Source organism: Streptomyces sp. NPDC001599 (assembly GCF_042893535.1).
Taxonomy (GTDB): domain Bacteria; phylum Actinomycetota; class Actinomycetes; order Streptomycetales; family Streptomycetaceae; genus Streptomyces.
The window spans coordinates 644,952-670,301 of the sequence record NZ_JBIAVA010000002.1 but is presented as its reverse complement, the minus strand read 5'-3'; the positions used below and the strand labels follow the sequence as shown (position 1 = coordinate 670,301).

Here is a 25,350-nt window from a genome sequence, read left to right as displayed (position 1 = left end):
CACACGGTGCGGCGGGCGAGGCGACTCAGGTCAGAGTTGGTGTACATCTGCCGGTCGCCTCCTGTCGGTAGTCATGGGTCTGCTTCCCACGCAAATTAGTGGCTGCGGTCACCGGGGTCAAGAGCGGAATTCGTCGATTTTCCCGGCCGGTGCGGACCACCCCTCCCCAGGGTCTCCTCGTCGCAGGACACTTGACCCGCGCACAACCGGGGAAGGACCCGGGGATGGGCCGGAAGGGCCCCTGGACGCTTGGGGCCACCGGGGCCACCGGGGCGCCCGGGGCGACCCGGCAGGACACCGATGCCGCCGGAGGGGGCGCGACATGCGGGACAGTCATCGGGCGGAGGCCGAAGGGCTGCTCAGGCGAGCCGTGGAGGAGGAGGTACGGCGCTCGGGCGGGCGCACGGACGGGAACGTACTGCTGTCCAGGGCCCGCGCGGCACTGGACGCGATGGCGGGGACGGCCGGCGAGGAGTACTCGGCCTACACCCACGCCCTCGACGAGGCGGCGGCCGGGCATCTCACCTTCCGCCAGCGCTACGCCCGTGAGGGCGCCGGCACTCCCCTGCTGGTGGCCGCCGTGGCCGCGGTCGCCGCGGTGGTGGCCGACATGGCGCTCGGCACCGGCACCGGCACCGCGGTCGGCGCGGGTGTGACGGTCGGGGTCGTCGGCGCGGCGGCGACCGTGGTGAAGGTGGTCGGGGCCCATGTGCCGGCCGCCCACCACCGGGCCGGGGCGGTCAGCCAGCCCGGCGGGCCCGAGCAGCTGCGGCTGCAGTGGCTCACCGCGCTGGAGGTGCGCGGCATCCGGCCGTTCCTGGACCAGCAGCGGATGCTCGCCGCGTCCACCGGACCGGCCAAGACCGGGCCGAAGCTGCGGGGCGCCGACAAGAGCGCGGCCGCCCGGGGACGCAGCGCGCTGGAGCAGTCGTTCGGGCAACTGCCCGAACCTGAGGGCGCGTTCGCGGGCCGGCGGGCGGAGATGGCGCGGCTGCGGCAGTGGGTGCAGGCGGCCCGCGCGAGCACGGAGACCAAGCCGACGGTGGTGGTGCTGCACGGGGCGCCCGGCAGCGGCCGTACGACGCTCGCGGTCCGGGCCGTCCACGAGCTGCGGGACTACTTCCGCGGGGCCTGCCTGGTCGATCTGCGCGGGGCCGGGTCCGCGGCGGTCGGCTCCGGACCGGGGCCCGCCGGATCCGGCGGGCCGGGATCGGCCGGCTCCGTGGAGGGCGGGGAGTCGCCGCTGAGCACCCGGGACGCCCTGCTGCACCTGCTGAACCGGCTCGGGGCGCCGCGCGAGCAGCTGCTGTTCCGGGAGCGCTCGTCCGCGGACCAGCAGGTCAAACGACTCAGCGAGCTGTACCACCAGCATCTGACGGGCGTCCCGGTCACCGTCGTCCTCGACGACGCCTCGGACCCCGAGCAGGTGCGCACGCTGGTGCCGGAGCGGTCGGACAGCCTGGTGCTGGTCACCGCGCGCCAGGCGCTGCGGCTCCCGCCCGACCTGCCGGCCCGGGTGTACGACCTGCCCGTGGAGGTGCTGGACCCGGCGGGCGCGGAGGAGTTGCTGGGCGCGGCCGCCGAGGACGCGTCGGGGCCGTACGACGCCGAGTCGAGCGAGGAGATCCGGCAGCTGTGCGGCGGGCTGCCGCTGGCGCTGCGGATCGCCGGGTCGTCGCTGGGCCCGCGCTCGCCGCGCGCGCTGGCGACGGACCTGGCCGCCTACGGCCCGGTCGAGCCGGTCGAGCGGGCGCTGTGGCTGCGCTACACCGACCAGTCGGAGCCGGCCCGGCGGCTGCTGCGCCGGCTGGCGCTGGCGGGGCGCACCTCGCTGGGTGCCGCGGCCGCGGCCGCGCTGCTGGCCACGGACGAGGCGGAGGCGACCCGGCAGCTGGCGGCGCTGTCGCGGGCGGGACTGATCGACCACGTCCGCGGCAGCCGCTACCGCCTGCACGACGTGGTGCGCGCCTTCGCCCGTGCCCGGCTCGCCGACGAGGAGGAGCCAGGCGAGCGGACGGCCGCGCAGGAACGGCTCATCGCCAACTACGCCGAGCTGGCCGACTCCGTGCTGCGCCTGGTCGACGGCAACATGTCGACCCGCTCCAACCAGTTCGGCCAGTACGGCTTCACGTCCCTGGACGAGGCGCTGCGCTGGCTGGACGACGAGTCGAGCTTCATCACGGCGGCACTGCGGCACGCGGAGGGCGTCGACCAGGGCACGGTGCTGAGCCTGCTGGGCGCGCTGTGCGACTACTGCCTGCTGCGCGGCGACCTGTACCGGCTGGGTGAGATCAGCGAGCTGGCGCAGTCCGTGGACCAGGGGCTGCTGGTGCGCTCGGTGCAGTGGCGCACCGGTATCGCGGCCCGGCAGCTCGGTGAGCTGGACAAGGCGCGTACGACGCTGGCCTCCGTGGTCGACCTGTACCGGGACGCCCACCACGACGCCGGTGCGGCGCGCGCCCTGTGCTCGCTGGGGATCACGCTGCACCACCAGGGCAACCTGACCGACGCGGCGGCCAAGCTCCAGGAGGCGCTGGACCTCCAGGCCCCGCCGGAGCTGGCCACGGACCGGGCGTGGACGCTGCACGCGCTGGCGGCGGTGCAGCGCGACCGGGCCCGGCTGGCCGAGGCGCTGGAGCTGCTCACCGAGTCGCTGGTGCTGCACCGGGCGGGCGAGTCGGTGCACGGCCAGGCGTGGGCCCACTTCCAGCTCGGCCAGCTGCATCTGCGGATGGGCGACGTGCCGGGCGCGGAGTCGGACCTGCGGGCCGCCCTGGACCTGTACGGCCGCACCCAGGACGCCCGCGGCGAGGCCTGGGCGCTGACCCAGCTGGCCCGGGCCCGGCTGGTGGACGGGGACGTGTCCGCGGCGGTGGAGGGGCTGCGACGGGCGGAGACCCGGCACCGGGAGAACGCAGACGCGCGCGGCAAGGCGTGGAGCATCTACTACCTGGGCCAGGCGCTGGAGGAGACGGGCGCCCTGGACCAGTCGGTGCGCGCACTGGAACGCTCCCGCACGATGTTCTCCCGGATGCGGGACGTGTACGGCCTGGCCTGCGCCCGGCACCACTCGGCCCGGGTCACCCGGGACCAGCGGGCCGCCCAGACCGGCTCCCTGCGCAACTCGGGCTTCGCCCGCCAGCTCCTGGTCGACGCGCGCGCCGACTTCCAGCGCATCGGCGTCGGGCACGGCGAGGCGTGGACGTGCCTGGAGCTGGCGGTCGTGGACGCGGGCAACGCCCGTACGCCGCAGGCGCTTGCCCTGTGCGACGAGGCCGCCGCCCTGTTCGCCGGGTACGGCGACCGGCGCGGCGAGGACTGGGCCCGCTTCCTGCGCTGCACGCTGCTGCCCTACGCCGCCCCGGGCGGGGTGGAGATCGGCACGGCGGTGGCGCAGGAGGAGCTGGCCCAGCTGTCCCGCGCCCGCCATCCCGCCCGCGACCCCAAGCTGGACGACTACGTGGACGCCTACCAGCTCCTGCTGGAGCGCGGTGTCCAGCTGGAGGCGGGCTGGCAGGCCTGGCGCCTGGGCATGGTCCCGGGCCGCCAGGCGAGGGAGGTGATGGGCGTGGCGGTCACGGCCTGAGGCCGGGTCCGCCCGCCCTGGGGCCTGTCCGGGGTCAGCCCCGCTGGGGCTTCGCCTCGGGGCCGCCGGGGGCGTCCTGCTCCGCCGGCTCCTTGAAGTCCACCCTGCCCATGTGCCGGTTCATGGACTTCATCAGTCCCCACACCGCCAGGGCCATCACCGCGAACACGATGAACCCGAGGACACCGGGGGTGACCTTGTCCTCGTCGAGCTCGGCGAGGGTGACGAGGTGCGTCATTGCCAGGCTTGCGCTTGCACTCATGTCAGGCATTGTCCCGGATGCCCGCGAAGAGGTCGTCCTCGGGGAGGGAGGTTTCCACGAGGGACTTGGCCAGCTCGTACTCCTCGGTGGGCCAGACCTCCTTCTGGATCTCCATCGGCACCCGGAACCAGCCCCCGTCGGGGTCGATCTGCGTGGCGTGCGCGATCAGCGCCTTGTCGCGGATCTCGAAGAAGTCCGCGCAGGGCACGTGCGTGGTGAGGGTGCGCTCCTTGCGCTCGAACTCCGACCAGCGCTTGAGCCAGTCCTCGTAGGGCGACTCCAGGCCGCGGTCCAGCAGCGCGTGGTGCAGCGCCTCGGTGCGGGGCCGGTTGAAACCTTGGTTGTAGTAGACCTTCAGCGGCTGGTACGCCGTTCCGTACTCGGCCTCCGGGTACTTCTCGGTGTCCGCCGCGCCCTCGAACGCCACCATCGTGATCTTGTGGGTCATGATGTGGTCGGGGTGCGGGTAACCGCCGTTCTCGTCGTAGGTGGTGATCACCTGGGGCCGGAAGGAGCGGATCTTCCGCACCAGCTCGCCGGCCGCCTTGTCGACGTCCTCCAGGGCGAAGCAGCCCTCCGGCAGCGGCGGCAGCGGGTCGCCCTCGGGCAGCCCGGAGTCGACGAAGCCGAGCCACTCCTGCCCCACGCCCAGGATCTCCCGGGCCTCGTCCATCTCCTTCTTGCGCACCTCGTGGATGTTCTCCTCGATGTACGCGTCCCCCTGGAGCTTCGGGTTGAGGATGGAGCCGCGCTCCCCGCCCGTGCAGGTCACCACCAGCACGTCCACCCCCTCGGACACGTACTTCGCCATGGTGGCCGCGCCCTTGCTCGACTCGTCGTCGGGGTGGGCGTGAACGGCCATCAGTCGCAGCTGGTCAGTCAAGACTCAATCCTCGGTCAGTCGGCGCCCCGGCGTGCAGCGGCGCAATCACAGGCTTCTATAGTGACCGAATCGGGAGCCGAATAATTCCGGGGCCCGGGAAGCCCCGCACCCGCGGAGAGGACGATCATGAGTACGGCGAGCACGCGGACTCCTCAGGGCCGCTACGGCCGCTCCACGGACGAGCAGGCCGACCGCACGCTCAAGATCGTCGGTGCCGTGCTCGGCGCGCTCCTGCTCGCACTGATCGGCTGGTTCGGCTACCACTACGTCGGTCAGAACAAGATCAGCGGCGAGGTGATCGGCTTCGAACTCGCCGAGGACTCGGTGCAGGTGCACCTGGAGGTCCGCAAGGACGCCGGCGTCACCGGCTACTGCACGGTGCGCTCCCAGGCGGAGGACGGCGACGAGGTGGGCCGGGCCGACTTCCGCTTCGACGGGGACGACACCCGCATCGACAAGGTCGTCACGCTGCGGACCAAGACCGCCGGGACGACGGCCGAGCTGCTCGGCTGCCATCCGGAGTGATGCGGCGAGCCCTACTGGCGCCAATACCTGCCGCCTGACCTGCGGTGACAGGAATCTGGTGGCTTATGTCCTCCCCCTTTGGCCACTGAATTGTTAGGCTCGTGGTTTCGCCCTTCCGTGAAGGAACATCCTTCTGGGTAGGGCGTTGATTTGTATTCCCAGTACCAACGAGGAGCACCCGTGACCCAGACCAGCGAGAACGTCACCTGGCTGACCCAGGAGGCGTACAACAAGCTCAAGGAGGAGCTTGAATACCTTACTGGTCCTGCGCGCACCGAGATCTCTGCCAAGATCGCCGCGGCTCGCGAGGAGGGGGACCTGCGCGAGAACGGCGGGTACCACGCGGCGAAGGAGGAGCAGGGCAAGCAGGAGCTCCGCGTGCGCCAGCTGACCCAGTTGCTCGAGAGTGCCAAGGTGGGCGAGGCCCCGGCCGCCGACGGCGTCGTGGCGCCCGGCATGGTCGTCACGATCGCCTTCGACGGCGACGAGGACGACACGCTGACCTTCCTTCTCGCCTCGCGCGAGTACGCGAGCTCGGACATCGAGACGTACTCTCCGCAGTCTCCGCTCGGCTCCGGCGTCCTCGGCCACAAGGTCGGCGATGACGCGCAGTACGAGCTGCCCAACGGCAAGCCGGCTTCGGTGAAGATCCTCAAGGCCGAGCCGTACAACGGCTGACCGGCCGCCCTCCGTCAACGAGCCCCCGTCGTCCCCGTGACGCCGGGGGCTCGTCGTCAGCTGGCCGCCGAGCGGTACTTGCGCACCGCCAGTGTCCGGAAGAGCGCGATGATCAGGACGGACCAGATCACCGAGGCCCAGACGGGATGCTGCATGGGCCAGGCGTCGGACTGCACGACGCCGGGGTTGCCGAACAGCTCGCGGCAGGCCTGCACGGTGGCACTGAACGGGTTCCACTCGGCGATGTGCCGGAGCCAGGGCGTCATCTGGCTGGAGTCGACGAAGGCGTTCGAGATGAACGTCACCGGGAACAGCCAGATGATCCCTCCGGAGGTCGCCGCCTCCGGGGTGCGCACGGACAGACCGATCAGCGCCCCGATCCAGGTGAAGGCGTAGCCCAGGAGCAGCAGCAGTGCGAATCCGGCCAGGATCTCGCCGGCACTGGTCGGGTCGGCGGAGCCGGTGCGCCAGCCCACGATCAGCGCGACTATCGCGAGGATGAGCAGGGTGACGGCCGTCTGCACGAGGTCGGCGACGGTGCGGCCGGTGAGGACCGCGCCGCGGGCCATCGGCAGGGAGCGGAAGCGGTCGACGAGCCCCTTCTGCATGTCGTCGGCGATCCCGGCCGCCGATCCCGCGGTGGCGAAGGTGACGGTCTGCGCGAAGATGCCCGCCATCAGGAAGTCCTTGTAGACACCCGCGTCGGTGGTGTTCCCGATCTTCATCGAGCCGCCGAAGACGTAGGTGAAGAGGACCACGAACATCACCGGCTGGATGATCCCGAACAGGACCATCTCCGGGATCCGTGTCATCCGGATCAGGTTTCTGCGGGCGATGACCAGCGAGTCCCTGACGGACTGGCCGATGGGGCTGGCGGGCGCCGTGACCGGCGCGGCGTCGGTGGCGGCGCTCACTTGGCGGTCTCCTTCTCCTGCTCGTGGCCGGCGTCCTCCGCCGAGCCGTTCGTCTCGTCCTCCGCCTCGGCCACGTGGCCGGTGAGGGAGAGGAAGACGTCGTCGAGAGTGGGACGGCGCAGGCCGATGTCGTCGATCTCGATGCCACGGACGTCGAGCTCGCGGATGACCTCGGCGAGCAGCTTCGCACCGCCGGTGACGGGGACGGTCAGCTTGCGGGTGTGCTCCTCGACGGTGGTCGGGCCCTTGCCGAATCCGGCGAGCACCTCGGAGGCCGTCGCCATGTGGCCGCGCTCGTGGACCACGACCTCGACGCGCTCTCCCCCGGTGCGGGCCTTGAGCTGGTCGGAGGTGCCCCGGGCGATGACACGGCCGTGGTCGACGACCGCGATGTCGTGGGCGAGGTGGTCGGCCTCTTCCAGATACTGCGTGGTGAGCAGGAGGGTCGTACCGCCCGCGACCAGCTGCTTGATGACCTCCCACAGCTCCTGCCGGTTGCGGGGGTCGAGGCCGGTCGTGGGCTCGTCCATGAACATGACGGGCGGGGAGACGACCAGGGCGGCCGCCAGGTCGAGCCGGCGTCGCATGCCTCCCGAGTACGTCTTGGTGGGGCGGTCGGCGGCGTCCGAGAGGTGGAACTGGTCGAGCAGCTCGGTGGCCCGTGCCTTCGCGGCCTTGCCCTTCATCTGGTAGAGCTGGCCGACCATTTGCAGGTTCTCCCGGCCGGTCAGGTACTCGTCGACCGCGGCGAACTGGCCGGAGAGGCCGATGGAGCGGCGTACCTCGTTGGGCTGCCTGAGGACGTCGATGCCCGCGACGACCGCCTTGCCGCTGTCGGGGCGCAGCAGGGTCGTGAGGCAGCGGACGGCGGTGGTCTTGCCCGCGCCGTTCGGCCCGAGCAGGCCCAGGACCGTGCCCTCGGGAACGTCGAGGTCGACGCCGTCCAGAGCCCTTACGTCGCCGAAGGTTTTCACCAGGCCTTCGGCATAGATGGCGCCTGGCATATGAGTCTCCACGTCGTCGGGGATTCTTCGGAAAGCCTAGGTTTGTACGTTTCGCCGCGCTCAGCGAGCGATTTACGACACACCATAACGCGATGTATCGCGTCTCACAATGCAGTTGCTCGAACGAGTGACGAAGTGGCCGCCGGTGCCCCCGTCCGGGCTCAGGCGATGACGGTGTATCCCGCTTCCCGCAGTGCGCGGCCGACCTCGGTGCAGTGCTCCGGGCCCTTCGTCTCCAGGTGCAGTTCGACCTCCGCCTCCGTGAGCCCGAGCCGCGGATGGGTTCGGACGTGGCTCACGTCGAGGACGTTAGCGTCGACCACTGACAACACCCCGAGCAGCGTGGCCAGGGCGCCGGGCCGGTCGGTCAGCCGCAGCCGGACCGCCAGGTAGCGGCCCTGCGCGGCCATGCCGTGCCGCAGCACGCCCTGCATCAGCACCGGGTCCACGTTGCCGCCGGACAGGACCGCCACCACCGGCCCCTCGAAGGAGCCCGGCGCGCTCAGCAGCGCCGCCACCGGGCTCGCCCCGGCCGGTTCCACGACCAGTTTGGCCCGCTCCAGACACAGCAGCAGAGCGGTGGACAGCTCGTCCTCGGAGACCGTGCGGACCTCGTCCACCAGCTCGCCGACGATCCCGAACGGCACGTCGCCGGGCCGCCCCACCTTGATCCCGTCGGCCATCGTCGCCGGGTTCTCGACGGCGACCGGGCGCCCGGCGGCCAGCGAGGGCGGATAGGCGGCCGCGCCCTGAGCCTGCACGCCGACGATCCGCACGTCCGGCCGCAGCGCCTTCACCGCGACCGCGATCCCGGCCGCCAGCCCGCCCCCGCCGATGCCGACCACGACGGTCCGCACCTCGGGGCACTGCTCCAGGATCTCCAGCCCGACGGTGCCCTGGCCCGCGATGACGTCGGGGTGGTCGAAGGGGTGGATGAAGACCGCGCCGGTCCGCTCCGCGTACTCCTGCGCGGCGGCCAGCGTCTCGTCCACCACCTGGCCGTGCAGCCGCACCTCGGCGCCGTAGTCCCGGGTCGCGCTGATCTTCGGCAGCGGCGCCCCCTGCGGCATGAACACCGTCGAACGCACACCGAGCAGCGACGAGGCCAGCGCGACGCCCTGCGCGTGGTTGCCCGCGCTCGCCGCGACCACGCCCGCGGCCCGCTGCTCGGGGAGCAGCCCGGCGATTCGCACGTAGGCGCCGCGCAGCTTGAACGAGCCCGTCCGCTGGAGGTTCTCGCACTTGAAGTGCACCGGCGAGCCGACCAGCTGGGACAGGTGCCTGCTGCCCTCCATGGCCGTCACCCGCGCCACGCCCGAGAGCATCTTCTGGGCTCCGCGCACGTCGTCGAGGGTGACGGGAGCGACGCGGGACGCTGTGCTGTAGCTCATAGCCTCCAGCATCGCAGTTCACGGGCGCCGTGCGCCGTTGTGACCAACCTCCGAGACCCGCTTTGCCCAGCGCCGGTACGCCTTGCCGCCCGGCCGCGTACCCTGTCCCCCAATTAGCAGCCCTCCACGAAGTGAGCCCCCGGCCATGCCCACAACACCTGAAATGTCGATGGACATGACGACCGCCGGTGACACCGGTCTTCTCGAGACGCTCCAGCACGAGGTCGCGCTCTTCGCCCGACGTGCCGAACAGACCCGGCTCGGCGGGGTCGGACAGGTGCGCAACTCCATGGACCGCGCCGCCTACCTGCTGCTCAACCGCCTCGACAAAGAGGGCCCGATGGGCGTGAAGGCGCTCGCCGCGAGCATGGGGATCGACTCCTCGACGGTCACCCGGCAGGTGGCCCCGCTCGTCGACACCGGACTCGTCAAGCGGACCTCGCACCCCGAGGACGGACGCGCGGTGGTCCTGCAGCTGTCGCCGCGCGGCGTGGCGCGGCTGGAGGAGGTCCGCTCCTCCCGGCGTCAGCTCATGGCCGAGCTGACCCACGACTGGGCGCCGCAGGAGCGCGAGACGTTCTGCGCGCTCCTCGCGCGCTTCAACGGCGCCCTGTCCGCCCGTATGGCCCCGTCCGGCGTGTCGCCCACCGACGCGCCCTCGGGCTCCTGAAAGACCCTTCCCGCCGCATTCGGAGAGCTTTCCCAGAGTTTCCAGAGCTTTCCGGAACGGGGTTCGCACCGAACCCTTGACCGGCGGCCCGCCCCTGGCCTGATATGAGACCTCAGGGGTCGTCGCCGTCTGGGCGGGAGGCGCGGTGCGAGAACGGCATGCGTCCCGAAATGCCCGCCGGGCCCGCGAGTTCGAGGCGTTCGTCGCGGGCGCGGCCGGGCGGCTTCTGCACGCCGCCACGCTGCTCACCGCCGAGGCCCCGGACGCCAACCCGCGCGCGCGACGCCTGCTGGCCCTGGTCCTGGCCCACACGTACGCGGACTGGGACCGGCTGCACGGGGAGGACCCGTACGACCGGGCCCGGCAGCACCTGGCCACCCGCTTCGCCCGTGAGGCCTGGCACCGGTACGGCGTTCTCGGCCGGGCCCGCCGGCGCCCCGCGGGTCCCCTGGGCGGACTCGCCCCGCAGGAACGCCTGCTCCTGGTGCTGCGGCTGTACGAGGGCGTCGCCGAGGAGCAGACGGCCGCGCTGCTGGGCCTGCCCGTGGAGCGGGTACGGACGATCTGCGACCGGGCGACCGCCGCTCTGCTGCGCCCGCCGCCGTCACCCGCCCGCCCGGTGACGGCGGACGCGAAGGCGGCGACGCCATGACGGACCCGGCGACCGGCACGCGCGCGTGGCGCCCGGGGAGGTGCCGGTGAACCGCCCCCGGCGCGAGGCCGCCGCACGCCAGATCATGGAGCAGTCGCCCCCGCGCGTGCCGCCCGACCTCTGCGCGGAGGCCGTCCGCCGAGGCGCCCGCATGCTGCGGCGCAGGACCGCCGCCCGCCGCCTGATGTGGCTGCTGCTGGGCGCCGCGGCCGTGGCGTTCACGGTGTGGGCGCTGACCGTGCAGCCGTGGGTGGAGCCGCCCTCGGAGACGACCCCACCCGTGACCGGCTGGGAGGGCTGGTGAACCCTCTCCCCCGGGGCCGCGCTAGCCCAGCGCCTGCTGGAGGTCGGCCAGCAGGTCGTCGGCGTTCTCGATGCCGACCGACAGCCGCACCAGGTCGGCGGGCACCTCCAGGGCGGAGCCCGCCGCGGAGGCGTGCGTCATCCGGCCCGGGTGCTCGATCAGCGACTCGACGCCGCCGAGGGACTCGCCGAGCGTGAAGACCTTCGCGCGGTTGCACACCTCGACGGCGGCCTGCTCGCCGCCCTCGACGCGGAACGACACCATGCCGCCGAACGCCTTCATCTGCTTGGCGGCGACCTCGTGCCCCGGGTGCTCGGGCAGCCCCGGGTACAGCACGCTCGTCACGCGCGCGTGCCGGGAGAGCATGTCGGCGACCTTGGCCGCGTTCTCGCTGTGCCGGTCCATGCGCACGGCGAGGGTCTTGGTGCCGCGCAGTACCAGCCAGGAGTCGAAGGGGCCGGCGACCGCGCCCATCGCGTTCTGGTGGAACGCCAGCTCCTCGCCCAGCTCCTGGTCGCCGACGATCAGCGCGCCGCCGACCACGTCCGAGTGCCCGCCCATGTACTTGGTCAGCGAGTGCACGACGACGTCGGCGCCGAGGGCCAGCGGCTGCTGGAGGTACGGGGTGGCGAAGGTGTTGTCGACGACGAGCCGGGCACCGGCGTCCCGGGCCACCTGGGCGACCTGCGCGATGTCGGTGATGCCGAGCAGCGGGTTGGAGGGCGTCTCCACCCACACCGCCTTGGTCTTCGGGGTGAGGGCGGCCCGCACGGCGGCGGCGTCGCTCGTGTCGGCCACCGACCACTCCACGCCCCACCGGGTGGCGACCTTGGCGAAGAGGCGGAAGGTGCCGCCGTACGCGTCGTTCGGGATCACCACGTGGTCGCCGGGACGCAGCAGCGTACGCAACAGGCAGTCCTCGGCCGCCAGTCCGGACGCGAACGCGAGGCCGCGACGGCCGCCCTCCAGGGCGGCGAGGTTCTCCTCCAGCGCCGTGCGGGTCGGGTTGGCGCTGCGGCTGTACTCGTAGCCGCCCCGCAACCCGCCGACGCCGTCCTGCTTGTAGGTCGACACCTGATAGATCGGCGGGACGACCGCGCCCGTCAGGGGATCGGCGGTGTTGCCCGCGTGGATCGCGAGCGTCTCGAAGTGCTGACTGATGTGCCTGTCGCTCATGGGCACCGAGGGTAGCCGTGTGGAACGCCTCGCGCGTTTTCCACAGGGCGGGGGACGGGTTGGCCAATTGTCGGCGGCGTCTGGTTCGCTTGAGGCATGGAGATTCTCTGGGTCCTGATGGCACTGGTCATGCTCGGCTTCGTGCTGCTCCAAATCTCGCGGCGCCGGCGCGGCGCGGTCGGCCTGGTCGAGCCCGGCCACCCGGACGCCGCCGACCCCGCGAACTACGGCTTCGCGCGCGAGGAGGAGCTGGACATCCGGATGCCGGGGCCCGACCAGGACCTGCTGGACGTCCTGGACCTGGTGCAGCGCACCCAGGACTACCGGGGGGCGATGCAGCTCCTCGCCGGCACGGAGGCGGAGGGCGAGCGGCGCTGGCAGCGCGTGCAGGCCTTCGCGGGTGCCGCGTCGCTGGAGCTGCGGCAGCGGCCCGGCGGTGTCGGGGAGACGCCGGGCGGGCAGTGGCTGCGGGTGTGGCGGGCCGAGGCGCCCAAGGACGCGGGCGGCGCGGCGGTGCACGCCGAGTTCCTGGTGCAGCAGGCGTGGCGGACGTCGGCGCCGGGCTCGGACGACTTCCGGATCATCATGGAGGAGGCGAAGGCGGCCTGCGGCGAGGCGGCCCTCCTCGCGCCCGGGGACCCTGTCCCGTACATCGTCGAGCTGTCGGTGGCCCGTGGCCTCGGCTATCCGCGCGAGGAGTTCGAGCAGCTCTGGCTGAAGATCCTGGACCGCGCCCCCAACCACATGGGTGCGCACCTGGCCGCCCTGCAGTACTGGTGCGAGAAGTGGCACGGCTCGCGCGAGCTGGCGTACTCCTTCGCGGAGGCGGCGGCCGCCCGTGCGCCGCGGGGTTCTCTGCTGGCGGCGATGCCGCTGTTCGCGGTCTTCGAGCACCTGCCCGAGGTCAATCTGGTCAGCGGCTTCTACCAGAGCGAGGTCGTCACCAAGGCCGTCCACGGCGCCCTGCACGCGGTCCACTCGGCCCGCCCGGACGATCCCATGCAGGCGCACGTCCGCCACCTTCTGGTGTTCTTCCTGGTCCGCGGCGAGCGCTGGGCCGAGGCCATGAACCAGTTGACGGTCATAGACGGCCACGTGGGCGCCCTGCCCTGGACGCTGTCCACCGACCCGGCCGCGGAGTTCGCGGTGTACCGCGCGCTCGCGGTGGCGGGGTACGAGGCGAACGGCGGCAGCCCGGCCACGCTGCCGCACTGAGCACCGCCCCACGACGAACGGTCCGGCCACAACCGGCCGGACCGCTTCTCGGTGAGCTTCTCAGCCCTCGCTAGCCCTCGCTGCGGGCGGGCAGGCGCCACCCCGGGCGCGGGAAGTGGCAGGTGTACCCGTCCGGGTAACGCTGGAGGTAGTCCTGGTGCTCCGGCTCGGCCTCCCAGAAGGGGCCGACCGGCTCCACCTCGGTGACGACCTTGCCGGGCCACAGTCCGGAGGCGTCCACGTCCGCGATCGTGTCCTCGGCGATCCGCTTCTGCTCGTCGTCGACGTAGTAGATCGCCGAGCGGTAGCTGAGACCGATGTCGTTGCCCTGGCGGTTCTTGGTGCTCGGGTCGTGGATCTGGAAGAAGAACTCCAGGATCGCGCGGTAGTCGGTCGCCTCGGGGTCGAAGAGGATCTCGATGGCCTCCGCGTGCGTGCCGTGGTTGCGGTACGTCGCGTTCGGCACGTCACCCCCGGTGTAGCCGACCCGGGTCGCGGTCACGCCCGGGAGCCGACGGATCAGCTCCTCCATGCCCCAGAAGCATCCGCCCGCCAGCACGGCCCTCTGTGTCTGCGCAGCCATCGCGGCCCTCCAATGTCTCTCGGCTCGGTCACTCGGGCTGCTCGGCCCGTACGCGACCGGCCTTCCATGCCCACCCTGCGTGCAACACACGAGGCCCCCCGACGATTCCTCGCCCGCTCGATCCCCCCGGCGGTTCGCAGCCGTCCCCGCCGAAAACCGGTGGTCCGGGCCGAGGCCGCCAACCGAAGCTGTACGGCATGCAAGAACCGCAGCGCGAGATTCGGGCGGCCCACACGGCGTCCACCGTCACCGTCTACCAGGCGTACGCCCCGGAGATCGGCCTTCCCGCCGCCCGCGAGGGCCGTTTTCCCGCGGCGTGGAAGCGCGACAGGATGACATGGATCAAGCCGTCGTTCCTGTGGATGATGTACCGCTGCGGATGGGCCACCAAGGCGGGCCAGGAGACCGTCCTGGCCGTCGAGATCAACCGTGCGGGCTTCGAGTGGGCCCTGCGCAACGCGTGCCTGTCGAGCTATGTGCCTGGCATGCACACCGACCGGGCCGCCTGGCAACGCGAGCTGAAGCGCTCGGCCACCCGCGTCCAGTGGGACCCCGAGCGCGACCTGCGCCTGCGACCCCTGCCGCACCGTTCCCTGCAACTCGGCCTGTCCGGCGAGGCCGCGCGCCGCTACGCCGACGAGTGGACGGTCGCCATCCGCGACGTGACCCCGCTCGCCCACGAGATGCACGCCCTCGTACGGAACGACGACCTCGACGCGGCGCGAGCCCTGCTGCCCCGGGAGCAGACGTATCCCGCCGCGGAAGAACTGCTGAGCCACCTGCGGCCGTGACGGCGCTCTCGCCGTGGACGCGTCAGTCCACCTCGACGCCGAAGTCGCGCAGCAGCTCCTCCAGGCCGCCCGAGTAGCCCTTCCCGCCCACGACGAAGTCCCAGTCGCCGTTGGACCTGCGCCGGAAGGAGCCGAGGACCAGGGCGGTCTCGTGCGGGCGGCCGTCGGAGACCTGGAGTTGCCCGAGTTCCGTCAGCGCCGGGTCGAGCAGGCGGATGCGCGCGTCCGTGAAACCGGACAGGTCGGCGTCCGGATTCGCCTCCGGGTCGACGGCGGCCACCAGCACGAGGCGGTCGGCGTCGTCCGGCAGGGTGTCGAACGAGGCACAGAGCGCGGCCTTGTCGGGTGCGGTGGCGGACAGCGTCCGTACGGAGCCGTCCGGGGTCCGGGGGTTGTTGTAGAAGACGAAGTGGTCGTCGCTCAGGATCCGGTTGCCCCGGCACACCAGGGCGCACGCGTCCAGGGCGACGCTCCCGGACCAGGACATGCCGAGGATGTTGTAGTCGTCGGGCACCGACGGGTCCGGGGCGGGCGGCGGGGCGGAGCCCGGGCGGCCGCCCTCCCCCAGCCGGCCGCGCAGGCCGTGGCGATGCAGCAGGTCGACGAGTTCGGTCCCCGAGATCAGCTCCAGCGGCTTGCCGTTGGCGAAGGTGTGCGAGCCGGGGCCGAACCCCGACGTGGTGACGAGGACGCCCTTGTTCGCCCCGGCGTCCTGCACGGTCCCGTACAGGTCGCGGACGGCGGTGGGCGGCACCGTGCTGCGGTACCGCTTCACCTGGACGACGATCTGTCCGCCCCTGATCGGGGTCGGGTCCAGCGCGTGGACGTCCACCCCGCCGTCGTTGGAGCGCTGCGTGGTGACCGCCCGCATCCCCATGGCCTCGAACAGCTCGGCCACGAGGCCCTCGAAGGCGATCGGATCCATCTCGTACAGATCGGGTTCCTCGCCGTCGCCGCGGGTGGCGACCCGGTGGCCGACCTCCTCGGGCCGGCGCCCCGGCCTGACCGCGACGAGCTGGTCCGGGCGGGCCGACACCTGGCCGCGCAGCGCGTCGGCCAGGCAGCTTCCCGCGTCCACCTGGGCCAGATGCAGTTCACGGAAGGAGGAGCGCTCGGCCATGACGGTGGCCAGGAAGATGCGGTCCGGTCTGCCCGTCGTGGGGTCGTGTCCGTCGACGAAGCCGTTGAGGGCCACCGACTCCAGGGCGCCGGACTCGTCGGCGGCGAACAGTTCGTGCAGCACGAGCAGCACGCACTGCGCGATGACGTCCTTGTAGAGGGCCCTGCGCTGTCCCACCGGGCGGGGGGTCTCCCGGTACTGGTCGGCCGCGTACAGGTACCGCACGTACTTGGACTGCGGGACGACGTCGCCCGCGGGCAGCTCCCAGTCCACCACCAGCTGCCGGGCCGCGGGGTCGTAGGTCATCGCGACCCGGCGCGGGAACCCCTCGGGCCAGGCCGTCGAGGTGTAGAGGGCCGCGGAGAAGTACTCGACCACGGCGTCGGGCTCGCGGCGCCCGACGCCTTCGGTCACCGCGGCCAGGGACGGCAGCTCTTCGGCGCGCATGAGCGCGGAGGGCCGGAAGACCGCTGTCCGGCACCCCGAGGCCAGCAGGTCCTGGAGCGCGGCGACCCGTGCGTCCAGCTCCTCGGTGCGGCGGATGGCGTCGGCCTGCTTGTACTCGCGATAGCTCTGAGCGGCTCGCCGCTCGTAGGCCCGCGCCTGCCGGGCCTCCTGTCTGTGCTGCCGTGCCTCGGCCTCCTGCTGGCGCTGTCGCTGCCGCTGCATCTCGGCCCAGACCCCGAAGGGCCCCGTGGTGCGACGACTCATGGGTTGTCAGCCCTCCCCCCAGCACCGGTTGTCCCCACAACCAGGTGTAGCGGGTCGACTTTATCCAGCAATCGCTGCCGCGCACATCCACTCGCCGCCCTTCGCGGCCGGGCCGGGGTCAGTCCGCCGCGCGCAGCCCCGCGATCAGGGTGCGTACCAGTTGCCGGGCGTCGTAGCGCGGGTCGGGGGTCTCCGCGCCGATGCAGAGGTTGCCGACGCCGCGCATGAGGGCCAGGGCCGGTACGTCGGTGTCGATCTCGCCGGAGTCGGTCGCGGCGGCGAGGAGGTCGGTGCAGACGGGGACGAGGCGGTCGAGGAAGTACGCGTGGAGGGTTTCGAAACCGGCGCTGTCGGACTGGAGGACCGCGGCGAGGCCGTGCTTGGTGACCAGGAAGTCGACGAACAGGTCGATCCAGCCCCCGAGCGCGGCGTACGGGGTCGGGCTGCTCGCCAGCAGGGCGGGGCCGGCCTCGGCACAGGCCTCCACCTGGTGCCGGTAGACGCCGATGATGAGGTCCGCCCGGGTCGGGAAGTGACGGTAGATCGTGGCCGTTCCGACGCCGGCCTCGGCCGCGATGTCGCGTACGGGGGCCTCCACGCCCGATCTGACGAACACCGCGGCGGCCGCGTCGAGCAGGGTCCTCTCGTTGCGCCGGGCGTCCGCGCGCTTGGGCCGGGCGGCCGCCTGTCCCGTCGCCGCTTCGCCGTCCTTCACCGTGCCGTTCCCTTCACCGATTGATAAACGGGACACCGTTCCGTATTGTTGGACGAGTAAACGGGACGGCGTTCCGCTTGGTTTCCTCATGATGCCAGAGCACCGAGCCCGCCACCAAGTCATGCCCCCAACGGAGGAACCGTCATGCAGTACCGCACCTTGGGCCGCACCGGTGTGCAGGTCAGCTCGCTCGCGCTCGGCGCCATGAACTTCGGCAGCATCGGGCGCACCACCCAGGACGAGGCCACCGCCATCGTCGACGCCGCCCTGGAGGCGGGGATCAACCTCATCGACACCGCCGACATGTACAGCGGCGGCGAGTCCGAGGAGATGGTCGGCAAGGCGATCGCCGGACGCCGCGACGACATCGTGCTGGCCACGAAGGCGAACATGCCGATGAGCGACGAGCCCAACCACCGGGGCTCCTCGCGCCGCTGGCTGGTCACCGCGCTGGACGACAGCCTGCGCCGCCTCGGCGTCGACCACGTCGACCTCTACCAGATCCACCGGTGGGACCCGGACACGAGCGACGAGGAGACGCTGTCGGCCCTCACCGACCTGCAGCGGGCCGGGAAGATCCGGTACTTCGGTTCCTCGACCTTCCCCGCCCACCGCATCGTCGAGGCCCAGTGGGCCGCCCGTGAGCACCGGCTGAGCAGGTACGTCACCGAGCAGCCCAGCTACTCCCTCCTCCAGCGCGGGATCGAGAGCCACGTGCTGCCCGTGACCGAGCGGTACGGGCTCGGCGTACTGGTGTGGAGCCCGCTGGCCTCGGGCTGGCTGTCGGGCGCGGTGCGCGCGGGGCGGGATGTCGCCACGCACCGGTCCGAGATCCTGCCCGAGCGCTTCGACACCGCGCTGCCCGCCAACCGGGCCCGGCTCGACGCCGTCGAGAAGCTCGCCGCGGTGGCCGACGAGGCCGGGCTCACCCTGATCCAGCTCGCGCTCGGCTTCGTCACCGCGCACCCGGCCGTCACCGCCGCGCTGGTCGGGCCCCGCACCCTGGACCACCTGCGCTCCCAGCTCGCCGCCGCCGACACCGTGCTCTCCGACGACGTCCTCGACGCGATCGACGCCGTCGTCGCACCGGGGACCGACCTCGCCGCGCACGAGAAGTTCGACGCCACGCCCGCGCTGCTCGACCCGGCGTTGCGGCGCCGGCGCCACCCGGCGACCCGCTGAGCGTCAGCGCACCTGCCCCGCCCGCACCTCGCCGCGGCCCCGGGAGCGGTACACGACGTACGGCCGCACCAGGTAGCCCAGCGGCACCGTGAAGGCGTGGACCAGACGGGTGAAGGGCCACAGGGCGAACAGGGCCATGGCGAGGAGCGCGTGCAGGCGGTACACCAGCGGCGCGTCGGCCATGGCGGTCACGTCCGGGTCCAGGGCGAACAGGCTGCGGAACCAGACGGAGACGCCGAGCCGGTAGTCGTACGCGGACTCGGCCGTCGCGCCGGACGCGGTGGCCGTCAGCCCGGCGAGGACGACCGTGATCAGCACCGGGTAGACGATCCGGTCGCTGCGGCTGGTCGCGGCCCTGATCGCGGGGGTGCGCAGGCGGCGGTACAGCAGGAGGGCGAGGCCCGCGAGCGTGGCCAGGCCGGCCGTGCCGCCCGCGATCAGGGCGTTGGCGTGGTAGAGGTGCTCGCTGACGTGGAGGCGGTCGGTCAGCGACTCGGGGACCAGGAGGCCCGCCACGTGGCCGGCGATCACGAACAGCAGGCCGTAGTGGAAGAGCGGGCCGGCCACCCGCAGCAGCCGGCTCTCGTGCAGCTGGCTGGAGCGGGTGGTGAAGCCGAAGCGGTCGTAGTGGTAGCGCCAGGCCGTGCCCGCCACCAGCACCACCAGGGTCAGGTACGGCAGGACGCCCCACAGGGCGATGTGCAGGTGCCTCATCGGCGGGCTCCTTCGTCGTTCGGCCGGGGCTGGGCGGGGACGGGCCCCAGGACGTCCAGACCCACCGCCTCGGCCGGCGGACCGGTACGGGTCAGGCGCAGGGCCTCCTCGCGGCTGGCCGGTGCCTGGCCCGGCAGGCACCGGCAGACGGCCTGGAGGAGGGCGGCGTAGGGACTGCGGTGGGCTTCCAGGGCGTAGCGCAGGACCTCGATCGCGGCGCGGTGGTCCGTCAGCAGGGCGGTGCCCGCCTCGGGGGTACGGGCGGCGAACTCCAGCATCAGCGGCAGGAAGTCGGGCAGCTCGTCGTCCGGGGGCAGCCAGCCGTGGGTGCGGTACACGGACTTGATGCGGGCCAGTGCGGCGCCCCGGCGGCGGGTGTCGCCGTCGGTGTAGTAGGTGAGGTAGAGGCAGCGGCGGCGGCTGCGGTCGAAGGTGGCGACGTAGCGGGCGGCCACGGCGAGGGGGTCCTCCCGCTCCGCCCGGTCGCAGAAGGAGAGCAGGAGCCGGATCTCGGGGCCGGGGAGCGCGGCGACCGTCTCGCGGACGGTGTGCGGGCGGCGGGGCCAGTCCCGGTCCGGGTAGGCCAGCAGCAGGGCGGCGGCCTGGAAGACGACCGGGGCCGTGGTGGTCGTCCCGGTACGGCTGCGGATCCGGCCATGGCCATGGCCATGGCCATGGCCATGGCTACGGCTACGGCTCACAGCTCGGGCTCCGTCCGGACGGTGCCGCGGGCGCGCGGGAAGAGGCCGTTCGGGCGTCCCTTGCCGTTCCAGTTCAGGAGGTTGACCCGGCCGCGCAGCGCGGACGACGTGCCGGACCCGGCGGTCGGTGGCGCGTGGAAGGCGTCGGGGTCGAACTCCCCGAGGCCGGGGCCGCCGCCCGCGCCCTCCGGCATCATCCCCGGCCCGCCCACGCCGTCCAGGCTGCAGCCCGCCCCGGTGCCGCCGGGGTCGGGGACGGAGCCGGTGTAGGCGGTCGGGATGACGTACCGCTCGTCGTACTTGGCGAGGGCGAGCAGCCGGTACAGCTCCAGGATGCCCGGCTCGTCGAGGCCGACCGCCTCGGCGATCCGCGGGTCCTGTTCCTCGCCGAGGTTGACGCGCCGCATGTGGGAGCGCATCGCGGCCAGCCGGCACAGGGCGGCCTCGACGGGCCCCGGATCGCCCGCGGTGAAGAGCTCGGCGAGGTAGCCGAGGGGGATGCGCAGCGTGTCGATCGCGCCGAACAGCGCGGCCGGGTCCTCCCCGTCGTGACCGGTGCCGGTGAGGGCGTCGACGACCGGGGAGAGCGGCGGGACGTACCAGACCATCGGCATGGTGCGGTACTCCGGGTGCAGCGGGAGCGCGACGCGGTAGCGGGTGATCAGCGCGCGCACCGGGGAGCGGCGCGCGGCCTCGACCCAGTCGTGCGGGATGCCGGACGCCTGGGCCGCGCGGGCCACCTCGGGGTCGTCGGGGTCGAGGAAGCAGCCGAGCTGGGCCTCGTACAGGTCCTTCTCGTCGGTGACGGAGGCGGCGGCGCCGACCTTGTCGGGGTCGTAGAGCATGACGCCGAGGTAGCGGAGCCGGCCGACGCAGGTCTCGGAGCAGACCGTCGGGTCGCCGGCCTCGATGCGCGGGTAGCAGAAGGTGCACTTCTCGGCCTTGCCGGTGGAGTGGTTGAAGTAGACCTTCTTGTACGGGCAGCCGCTGACGCACATCCGCCAGCCCCGGCAGCGGTCCTGGTCGACCAGGACGATCCCGTCCTCGACGCGCTTGTAGAGGGCGCCGGAGGGGCAGACGGCGACGCAGGACGGGTTGAGGCAGTGCTCGCAGATGCGGGGCAGGTAGAACATGAACGCGCGCTCGTAGTCGAGGCGGACCTGCTCGCTCATCCGGGCGAGCAGCGGGTCGGCGGCGAGCTGGTCGGGGCCGCCGCCGAGGTCGTCGTCCCAGTTGGGGCCCCAGGTGATGGCGGTGGGGTGGCCGTCGATCGCCGAGCGCGGCGGGGCGGTGGGGATGTCGTCGCCGAGCGGGGCGGTGGTGAGGTTCTCGTAGTCGTAGGTCCAGGGCTGGTAGTAGTCGTCCAGGGTGGGGAGTTCCGGGTTGGCGAAGAGACGGGCCAGGCGGCGGGCGCGGCCGCCGGTGCGCGGGACGAGGCGTCCGCCCTTGAGGTGCCAGCCGCCCTTCCACTTGTCCTGGTCCTCGTGGCCGCGGGGGTAGCCCTGGCCGGGCCGGGTCTCGACGTTGTTGAACCAGACGTACTCGGTGCCGGTGCGGTTGGTCCAGGTCTGTTTGCAGGTGACCGAGCAGGTGTGGCAGCCGATGCACTTGTCGAGGTTCATGACCATCGCCACCTGTGCCATGACGCGCATCAGTACGTGACCTCCTGGGAGCGGCGCCGGATGGTGGTGACGGCGTCGCGCTGGTTGCCGGTCGGGCCGTAGTAGTTGGGGGCGAAGGAGAGCTGGCCGTAGCCGCCGATGAGGTGGGTGGGCTTGACGAGCAGCTTGGTGAGGGAGTTGTGGACGCCGCCGCGGCGGCCGTTCGCCTCCGACTTGGGGACGTTCACCAGGCGTTCCTGGACGTGGTACATCAGCACCGTGCCGTCCGGGACGCGGTGCGAGACGATCGCGCGGGCGACCACGACGCCGTGCGCGTTGACGGCCTCGACCCAGTCGTTGTCGGCGGCGCCGATCGCGGCGGCGTCGGCGGGGCTCATCCAGACGACGGGGCCGCCGCGGGCCAGGGTCTGCATCAGCAGGTTCTCCTGGTACTCGGAGTGGATGGACCACTTGGCGTGCGGGGTGAGGTAGCGGACGGTCACCGCGCGGCCTTCGCCGGCCGGTGTCGGGGCGTCGCCCAGCTCGGCCAGGTTCAGCGGGGGCCGGTAGACGGGGAGCTGCTCGCCCAGCTCGGCCATCCAGTCGTGGTCGACGTAGAAGTGCTGGCGGCCGGTGAGGGTGTGCCAGGGCTTCTTGTGCTCGGTGTTGACGGTGAAGGGCGAGTAGCGCCGGTCGGGCGCCTCCTTGCCGGACCACTCGAAGCTGGCCCCGACCTGTACGGGCCGCTCCTGGGTGTCGGAGAAGACCACCCGCCGCTCCCCCACCGACGCGGCCAGCTCGGCGAGCCCGGCGCCGGGGCCGACGCGGTCGGCGAGGCGGTCGAAGCCCTCGGCGGCGAGGCGGCCGTTGGTGGTGCCGGACAGGGCGAGGATCGCCTCGCAGAACTTGACGTCGGTGTCGAGCAGGGGCCGTCCGTGGGCGGGCCCCGCGGGGGCGGTGCCGCAGCGGGCGGCGAGCCAGCGGGCCTCCTCGTGCGGGTTGACGGTGACGCCCTTGACGGTCATGCCGTGTTCCTCGGCCAGCGGCCCGAAGGCGGCGAGCCGGTCGGCGACGGCCGTGTAGTCCCGTTCCACCACAGAGATCTGAGGGGCGTTGCGGCCCGGCTCGACGGGGGTGCGGCCGTCGCGCCAGTCGGTGACCCGGCCGCCGGGCTGGGCCGTCTCGCCGGGGGTGTCGTGCTGGAGGGCGGTGGCGACCAGGTCGTGGGCCGTGTCGAGGCGGCCGGCGGCGAGTTCGCCGAAGCGGCGGGCGAGGGAGTGGAAGATCTCGAAGTCGGTGCGGGCCTGCCAGGGCGGGTTGATCGCGGGGCTGAAGGCGTGCACGAAGGGGTGCATGTCCGTGGAGGACAGGTCGTGCTTCTCGTACCAGGTGGCGGCGGGCAGCACGAGGTCGGAGAAGAGCGTCGTGGAGGTCATCCGGAAGTCGAGGCTCAGCAGCAGGTCGAGCTTGCCCTCGGGGGCGTCCTCCCGCCAGGCCACCGAGCGCGGCCGGTGCTCGGGCGGCGCCTCGTCGGCGGTGGCGCCGTCGCGGGCGCCGAGCAGGTGGCGCAGGAAGTACTCGTTTCCCTTGGCGGAGGAGCCGATCAGGTTGGCCCGCCACACGGTCAGGACGCGCGGCCAGTTGCGGGGCGCGTCGGGGTCCTCGCAGGCGAAGTCGACGGCGCCCGAGCCGAGTTGCTCCGCGATCCAGTCGCCCGGCTCCTGGCCGCTCTCCCGGGCCCGGCGGCCGAGGTCGAGCGGGTTGGCGTCGAAGGTCGGGTACGACGGCATCCAGCCGAGCCGGGCGGACTGGGCGACCAGGTCGGCGGTGTGCAGCCCGGCGAGGGTGCCGGGCGCGGTGGGCGACGCGAGGGCGTCGGCGGCGTGGGACTCGTACCGCCACTGGCCGGTGTGCAGGTACCAGTAGGGGGTGCCCGCCATCTGCCGCGAGGGCCGGACCCAGTCGGCGGCCGTGGACAGCTGCTGCCAGCCGGTGTACGGGCGGACCTTCTCCTGGCCGACGTAGTGCGCCCAGCCGCCGCCGTTGACGCCCTGGCAGCCGGTGAGGATGAGCAGGGAGAGGAAGGAGCGGTAGATGGTGTCGGAGTGGAACCAGTGGTTGGTTCCGGCGCCCATGACGATCATGCAGCGGCCCCGGGTCTGCTCCGCGGTGCGCGCGAACTCCCGGGCGGTGCGGACCGCCGCGCCGGCCGGCACGGAGGTGATGCGCTCCTGCCAGGCGGGGGTGCAGGGTTCCTCGGCGTCGTCGTAGCCGGTGGGCCACTGGCCGGCGAGTCCGGGCCGGGCCACGGCGTACTGGGCGAGCAGCAGGTCGTAGACGGTGGTGACGAGCCGGCCGCCGATCTCCCGGGCCGGCACGCCGCGCACGACGGTGGCGCCGGGTTCGTCGAAGCGGGGCAGCACCACCTCGACACCGTTGTCGCGGCGGCCGTCCGTGTGCCCGTGCAGGGTGAGGAGCGGGTCGACCCCGCCGAGGTCGAGGTTCCAGCGGCCCGCGCCGCCCTTGCCCCACCGGTCGCCGAGGGTGCCGTTGGGGACGACGACGTCGTCGGTGTCGGCGTCGATCAGCACCGGCATCCAGGCCCGCGCCCCGGCGTCGGCGTGCCGGCCGAGCCCGAGGTCGGCGGCGGTGACGAACTTGCCGGGCGTCCAGCGGCCCTCCGTGTGCTCGTCGAGGGCGACGAGGAAGGGCAGGTCGGTGAATTGCTTCACGTAGTCGGTGAAGTACGGCACCTGCCGCCGTACGAAGAACTCGGTGAGCAGCACGTGCCCCATCGCCATCGCGAGCGCCCCGTCGGTGCCGGGGTGCGGGTGCAGCCACTCGTCGGCGAACTTGGTGGCGTCCGCGTAGTCGGGCGAGACGACGACGACCTTCTGGCCCCGGTAGCGGGCCTCGGCCATCCAGTGGGCGTCCGGGGTGCGGGTGACGGGGACGTTGGAGCCCCACAGCATCAGGTGGGCCGCGTCCCACCAGTCGCCGGACTCCGGTACGTCGGTCTGGTCGCCGAAGACCTGCGGGGAGGCGATCGGCAGGTCGGCGTACCAGTCGTAGAAGGAGATCATCGGGGCGCCGATGAGGGAGTGGTAGCGGGCGCCGACCGCGTGCGAGGCCATGGACATGGCGGGGATCGGGGAGAACCCGGCGACCCGGTCGGGTCCGTACTCGGCGATCGTGTGCACCTGGGCGGCGGCGGCGATCTCCAGCGCCTCGTCCCAGTCGACGCGGACGAAGCCGCCGTGGCCGCGGGCGCGCTGGTAGCGGCGCCGCTTGTCGGGGCAACCGGTCAGCTCGGCCCAGGCGGCCACGGGGTCGCCGCCGTGCCGGCGTTTGGCGTCCCGGTACATTTCGACGAGGACACCGCGGGCCAACGGATGGCGAACGCGGGTGGGCGAGTAGGTGTACCAGGAAAAGGAGGCGCCGCGCGGGCAGCCGCGCGGCTCGTACTCCGGCCGGTCGGGGCCGACGCTCGGATAATCCGTCTGCTGGGTCTCCCAGGTGATCAGACCGTCCTTGACGTACACCTTCCACGAGCAGGAACCCGTGCAGTTGACGCCGTGCGTGGAGCGCACGACTTTGTCATGCGCCCACCGCTCTCGATAAGGACTGTCATTGACTTTCTGGTCCGTGCGGTACACGGCCCTCAGGTCGAGGGTGGTCGGGGACTTCCGCAGCAGCTGACCGGCCTTCAGCAGCCGGTCGGCGGCGTCGGCCGCGGCCTTCGCCCTGCTTCGCACCACGTTGCCATCTCCTTGCGAACGCGACGGAGCAATGCCCGCCGGGTTCCGGCGGGCATGCTGTGTGCCGCATTCAGCATCTCGCCGAAATTCGATGCAGAAACGGTATTTCGGCACCCTTTGCGGAGGCGGGGACGAAGGTTTTCATTCGCTTTGCAATAGTTGTCATGCGCATATTCTTCGGCCGCGCCGACTTTCGGCCAGAAATTCCGGGAGA

At 72.3% G+C, this 25,350-nt stretch carries 22 protein-coding genes; 9 read left to right on the top strand and 13 right to left on the bottom strand.

The window, feature by feature from the left end; all coding sequences use genetic code 11:
• Positions 1-322 precede the first annotated feature (322 nt).
• A complete protein-coding gene (locus tag ACFYZ3_RS07760; RefSeq protein ID WP_388514618.1) occupies positions 323-3,586 on the top strand; it encodes a tetratricopeptide repeat protein in 3,264 nt (1,087 codons plus the stop codon).
• A 34-nt stretch (positions 3,587-3,620) separates the two neighbouring features.
• Here ACFYZ3_RS07760 and ACFYZ3_RS07755 read toward each other — a convergent pair whose 3' ends face one another.
• On the bottom strand, positions 3,621-3,857 hold the full coding sequence (locus tag ACFYZ3_RS07755; RefSeq protein ID WP_361003487.1) for a hypothetical protein: 237 nt from the start codon (positions 3,855-3,857) through the stop codon (positions 3,621-3,623).
• Positions 3,850-4,710, bottom strand: coding sequence for a mycothiol conjugate amidase Mca (mca, locus tag ACFYZ3_RS07750; protein WP_388514867.1), 861 nt, complete (start codon positions 4,708-4,710; stop codon positions 3,850-3,852). The genes ACFYZ3_RS07755 and mca overlap by 8 nt, the downstream gene beginning before the upstream one ends.
• 147 nt (positions 4,711-4,857) lie before the next feature.
• On the opposite strand from mca, the gene ACFYZ3_RS07745 reads away from it, so the two are divergent.
• Together ACFYZ3_RS07745 and greA are read left to right on the top strand one after the other, a co-directional pair.
• The gene (locus tag ACFYZ3_RS07745; RefSeq protein WP_388514616.1) at positions 4,858-5,256 is read left to right on the top strand and encodes a DUF4307 domain-containing protein; all 399 of its coding nucleotides are present in this window, start codon (positions 4,858-4,860) and stop codon (positions 5,254-5,256) included.
• Positions 5,257-5,436: 180 nt separating this feature from the next.
• Positions 5,437-5,934, top strand: coding sequence for a transcription elongation factor GreA (gene greA / locus ACFYZ3_RS07740; RefSeq protein WP_115743918.1), 498 nt, complete (start codon positions 5,437-5,439; stop codon positions 5,932-5,934).
• A 56-nt stretch (positions 5,935-5,990) separates the two neighbouring features.
• On the opposite strand, the gene ACFYZ3_RS07735 is transcribed toward greA, so the two are convergent.
• The 3 genes from ACFYZ3_RS07735 to ilvA form a co-directional block, all read right to left on the bottom strand.
• Complete coding sequence (locus ACFYZ3_RS07735) at positions 5,991-6,848, bottom strand: ABC transporter permease (RefSeq protein WP_388514614.1); 858 nt, start codon at positions 6,846-6,848, stop codon at positions 5,991-5,993.
• Positions 6,845-7,852 carry an ATP-binding cassette domain-containing protein gene (locus tag ACFYZ3_RS07730; RefSeq protein WP_388514613.1) on the bottom strand — a complete coding sequence of 336 codons (1,008 nt, stop codon included), beginning with the start codon at positions 7,850-7,852 and terminating at the stop codon, positions 6,845-6,847. The genes ACFYZ3_RS07735 and ACFYZ3_RS07730 overlap by 4 nt, the downstream gene beginning before the upstream one ends.
• Before the next feature lie 161 nt (positions 7,853-8,013).
• The gene (gene ilvA / locus ACFYZ3_RS07725; protein WP_388514612.1) at positions 8,014-9,243 is read right to left on the bottom strand and encodes a threonine ammonia-lyase; all 1,230 of its coding nucleotides are present in this window, start codon (positions 9,241-9,243) and stop codon (positions 8,014-8,016) included.
• Between the two features lie 163 nt (positions 9,244-9,406).
• Between ilvA and ACFYZ3_RS07720 the strand changes: the two genes are divergently transcribed.
• From ACFYZ3_RS07720 to ACFYZ3_RS07710, 3 genes are all read left to right on the top strand, one after another.
• Positions 9,407-9,913 carry a MarR family winged helix-turn-helix transcriptional regulator gene (locus tag ACFYZ3_RS07720; RefSeq protein WP_037666375.1) on the top strand — a complete coding sequence of 169 codons (507 nt, stop codon included), beginning with the start codon at positions 9,407-9,409 and terminating at the stop codon, positions 9,911-9,913.
• Positions 9,914-10,058: 145 nt separating this feature from the next.
• Positions 10,059-10,565, top strand: coding sequence for a sigma factor-like helix-turn-helix DNA-binding protein (locus ACFYZ3_RS07715; RefSeq protein ID WP_388514611.1), 507 nt, complete (start codon positions 10,059-10,061; stop codon positions 10,563-10,565).
• Positions 10,566-10,611: 46 nt separating this feature from the next.
• Complete coding sequence (locus ACFYZ3_RS07710) at positions 10,612-10,869, top strand: hypothetical protein (RefSeq protein ID WP_388514609.1); 258 nt, start codon at positions 10,612-10,614, stop codon at positions 10,867-10,869.
• A gap of 21 nt (positions 10,870-10,890) precedes the next feature.
• Here ACFYZ3_RS07710 and ACFYZ3_RS07705 read toward each other — a convergent pair whose 3' ends face one another.
• Positions 10,891-12,045 (bottom strand): cystathionine gamma-synthase, encoded by a 1,155-nt coding sequence (locus ACFYZ3_RS07705; protein WP_388514608.1) that lies wholly within the window; start codon positions 12,043-12,045, stop codon positions 10,891-10,893.
• 96 nt (positions 12,046-12,141) lie between these two features.
• Between ACFYZ3_RS07705 and ACFYZ3_RS07700 the strand changes: the two genes are divergently transcribed.
• A complete protein-coding gene (locus ACFYZ3_RS07700; RefSeq protein WP_388514606.1) occupies positions 12,142-13,260 on the top strand; it encodes a hypothetical protein in 1,119 nt (372 codons plus the stop codon).
• A 70-nt stretch (positions 13,261-13,330) separates the two neighbouring features.
• Here ACFYZ3_RS07700 and msrA read toward each other — a convergent pair whose 3' ends face one another.
• Positions 13,331-13,843, bottom strand: a complete 513-nt coding sequence (gene msrA, locus ACFYZ3_RS07695; RefSeq protein WP_385964269.1) for a peptide-methionine (S)-S-oxide reductase MsrA — start codon at positions 13,841-13,843, stop codon at positions 13,331-13,333.
• Between the two features lie 197 nt (positions 13,844-14,040).
• Between msrA and ACFYZ3_RS07690 the strand changes: the two genes are divergently transcribed.
• Complete coding sequence (locus ACFYZ3_RS07690) at positions 14,041-14,634, top strand: DUF4291 domain-containing protein (RefSeq protein WP_388514605.1); 594 nt, start codon at positions 14,041-14,043, stop codon at positions 14,632-14,634.
• A gap of 22 nt (positions 14,635-14,656) precedes the next feature.
• Here the strand turns inward: ACFYZ3_RS07690 and ACFYZ3_RS07685 are convergent, their stop codons facing one another.
• Complete coding sequence (locus ACFYZ3_RS07685; protein ID WP_388514603.1) at positions 14,657-16,465, bottom strand: restriction endonuclease; 1,809 nt, start codon at positions 16,463-16,465, stop codon at positions 14,657-14,659.
• 118 nt (positions 16,466-16,583) lie between these two features.
• Positions 16,584-17,180, bottom strand: coding sequence for a TetR/AcrR family transcriptional regulator (locus ACFYZ3_RS07680; RefSeq protein ID WP_388514601.1), 597 nt, complete (start codon positions 17,178-17,180; stop codon positions 16,584-16,586).
• Positions 17,181-17,324: 144 nt separating this feature from the next.
• Between ACFYZ3_RS07680 and ACFYZ3_RS07675 the strand changes: the two genes are divergently transcribed.
• Positions 17,325-18,362 carry an aldo/keto reductase gene (locus ACFYZ3_RS07675; protein WP_388514600.1) on the top strand — a complete coding sequence of 346 codons (1,038 nt, stop codon included), beginning with the start codon at positions 17,325-17,327 and terminating at the stop codon, positions 18,360-18,362.
• Positions 18,363-18,365: 3 nt separating this feature from the next.
• Here ACFYZ3_RS07675 and narI read toward each other — a convergent pair whose 3' ends face one another.
• From narI to ACFYZ3_RS07655, 4 genes are read right to left on the bottom strand one after another with little or no spacing between them, the layout of a single operon-like run.
• On the bottom strand, positions 18,366-19,076 hold the full coding sequence (narI, locus tag ACFYZ3_RS07670) for a respiratory nitrate reductase subunit gamma (protein WP_388514598.1): 711 nt from the start codon (positions 19,074-19,076) through the stop codon (positions 18,366-18,368).
• Positions 19,073-19,777 (bottom strand): nitrate reductase molybdenum cofactor assembly chaperone, encoded by a 705-nt coding sequence (narJ, locus tag ACFYZ3_RS07665; RefSeq protein WP_388514597.1) that lies wholly within the window; start codon positions 19,775-19,777, stop codon positions 19,073-19,075. The genes narI and narJ overlap by 4 nt, the downstream gene beginning before the upstream one ends.
• Positions 19,774-21,429, bottom strand: a complete 1,656-nt coding sequence (gene narH, locus ACFYZ3_RS07660) for a nitrate reductase subunit beta (protein WP_388514596.1) — start codon at positions 21,427-21,429, stop codon at positions 19,774-19,776. Before narH ends, narJ begins: the two co-directional genes overlap by 4 nt.
• Positions 21,429-25,136 carry a nitrate reductase subunit alpha gene (locus ACFYZ3_RS07655; RefSeq protein WP_388514595.1) on the bottom strand — a complete coding sequence of 1,236 codons (3,708 nt, stop codon included), beginning with the start codon at positions 25,134-25,136 and terminating at the stop codon, positions 21,429-21,431. The genes narH and ACFYZ3_RS07655 overlap by 1 nt, the downstream gene beginning before the upstream one ends.
• Positions 25,137-25,350: the final 214 nt, after the last annotated feature.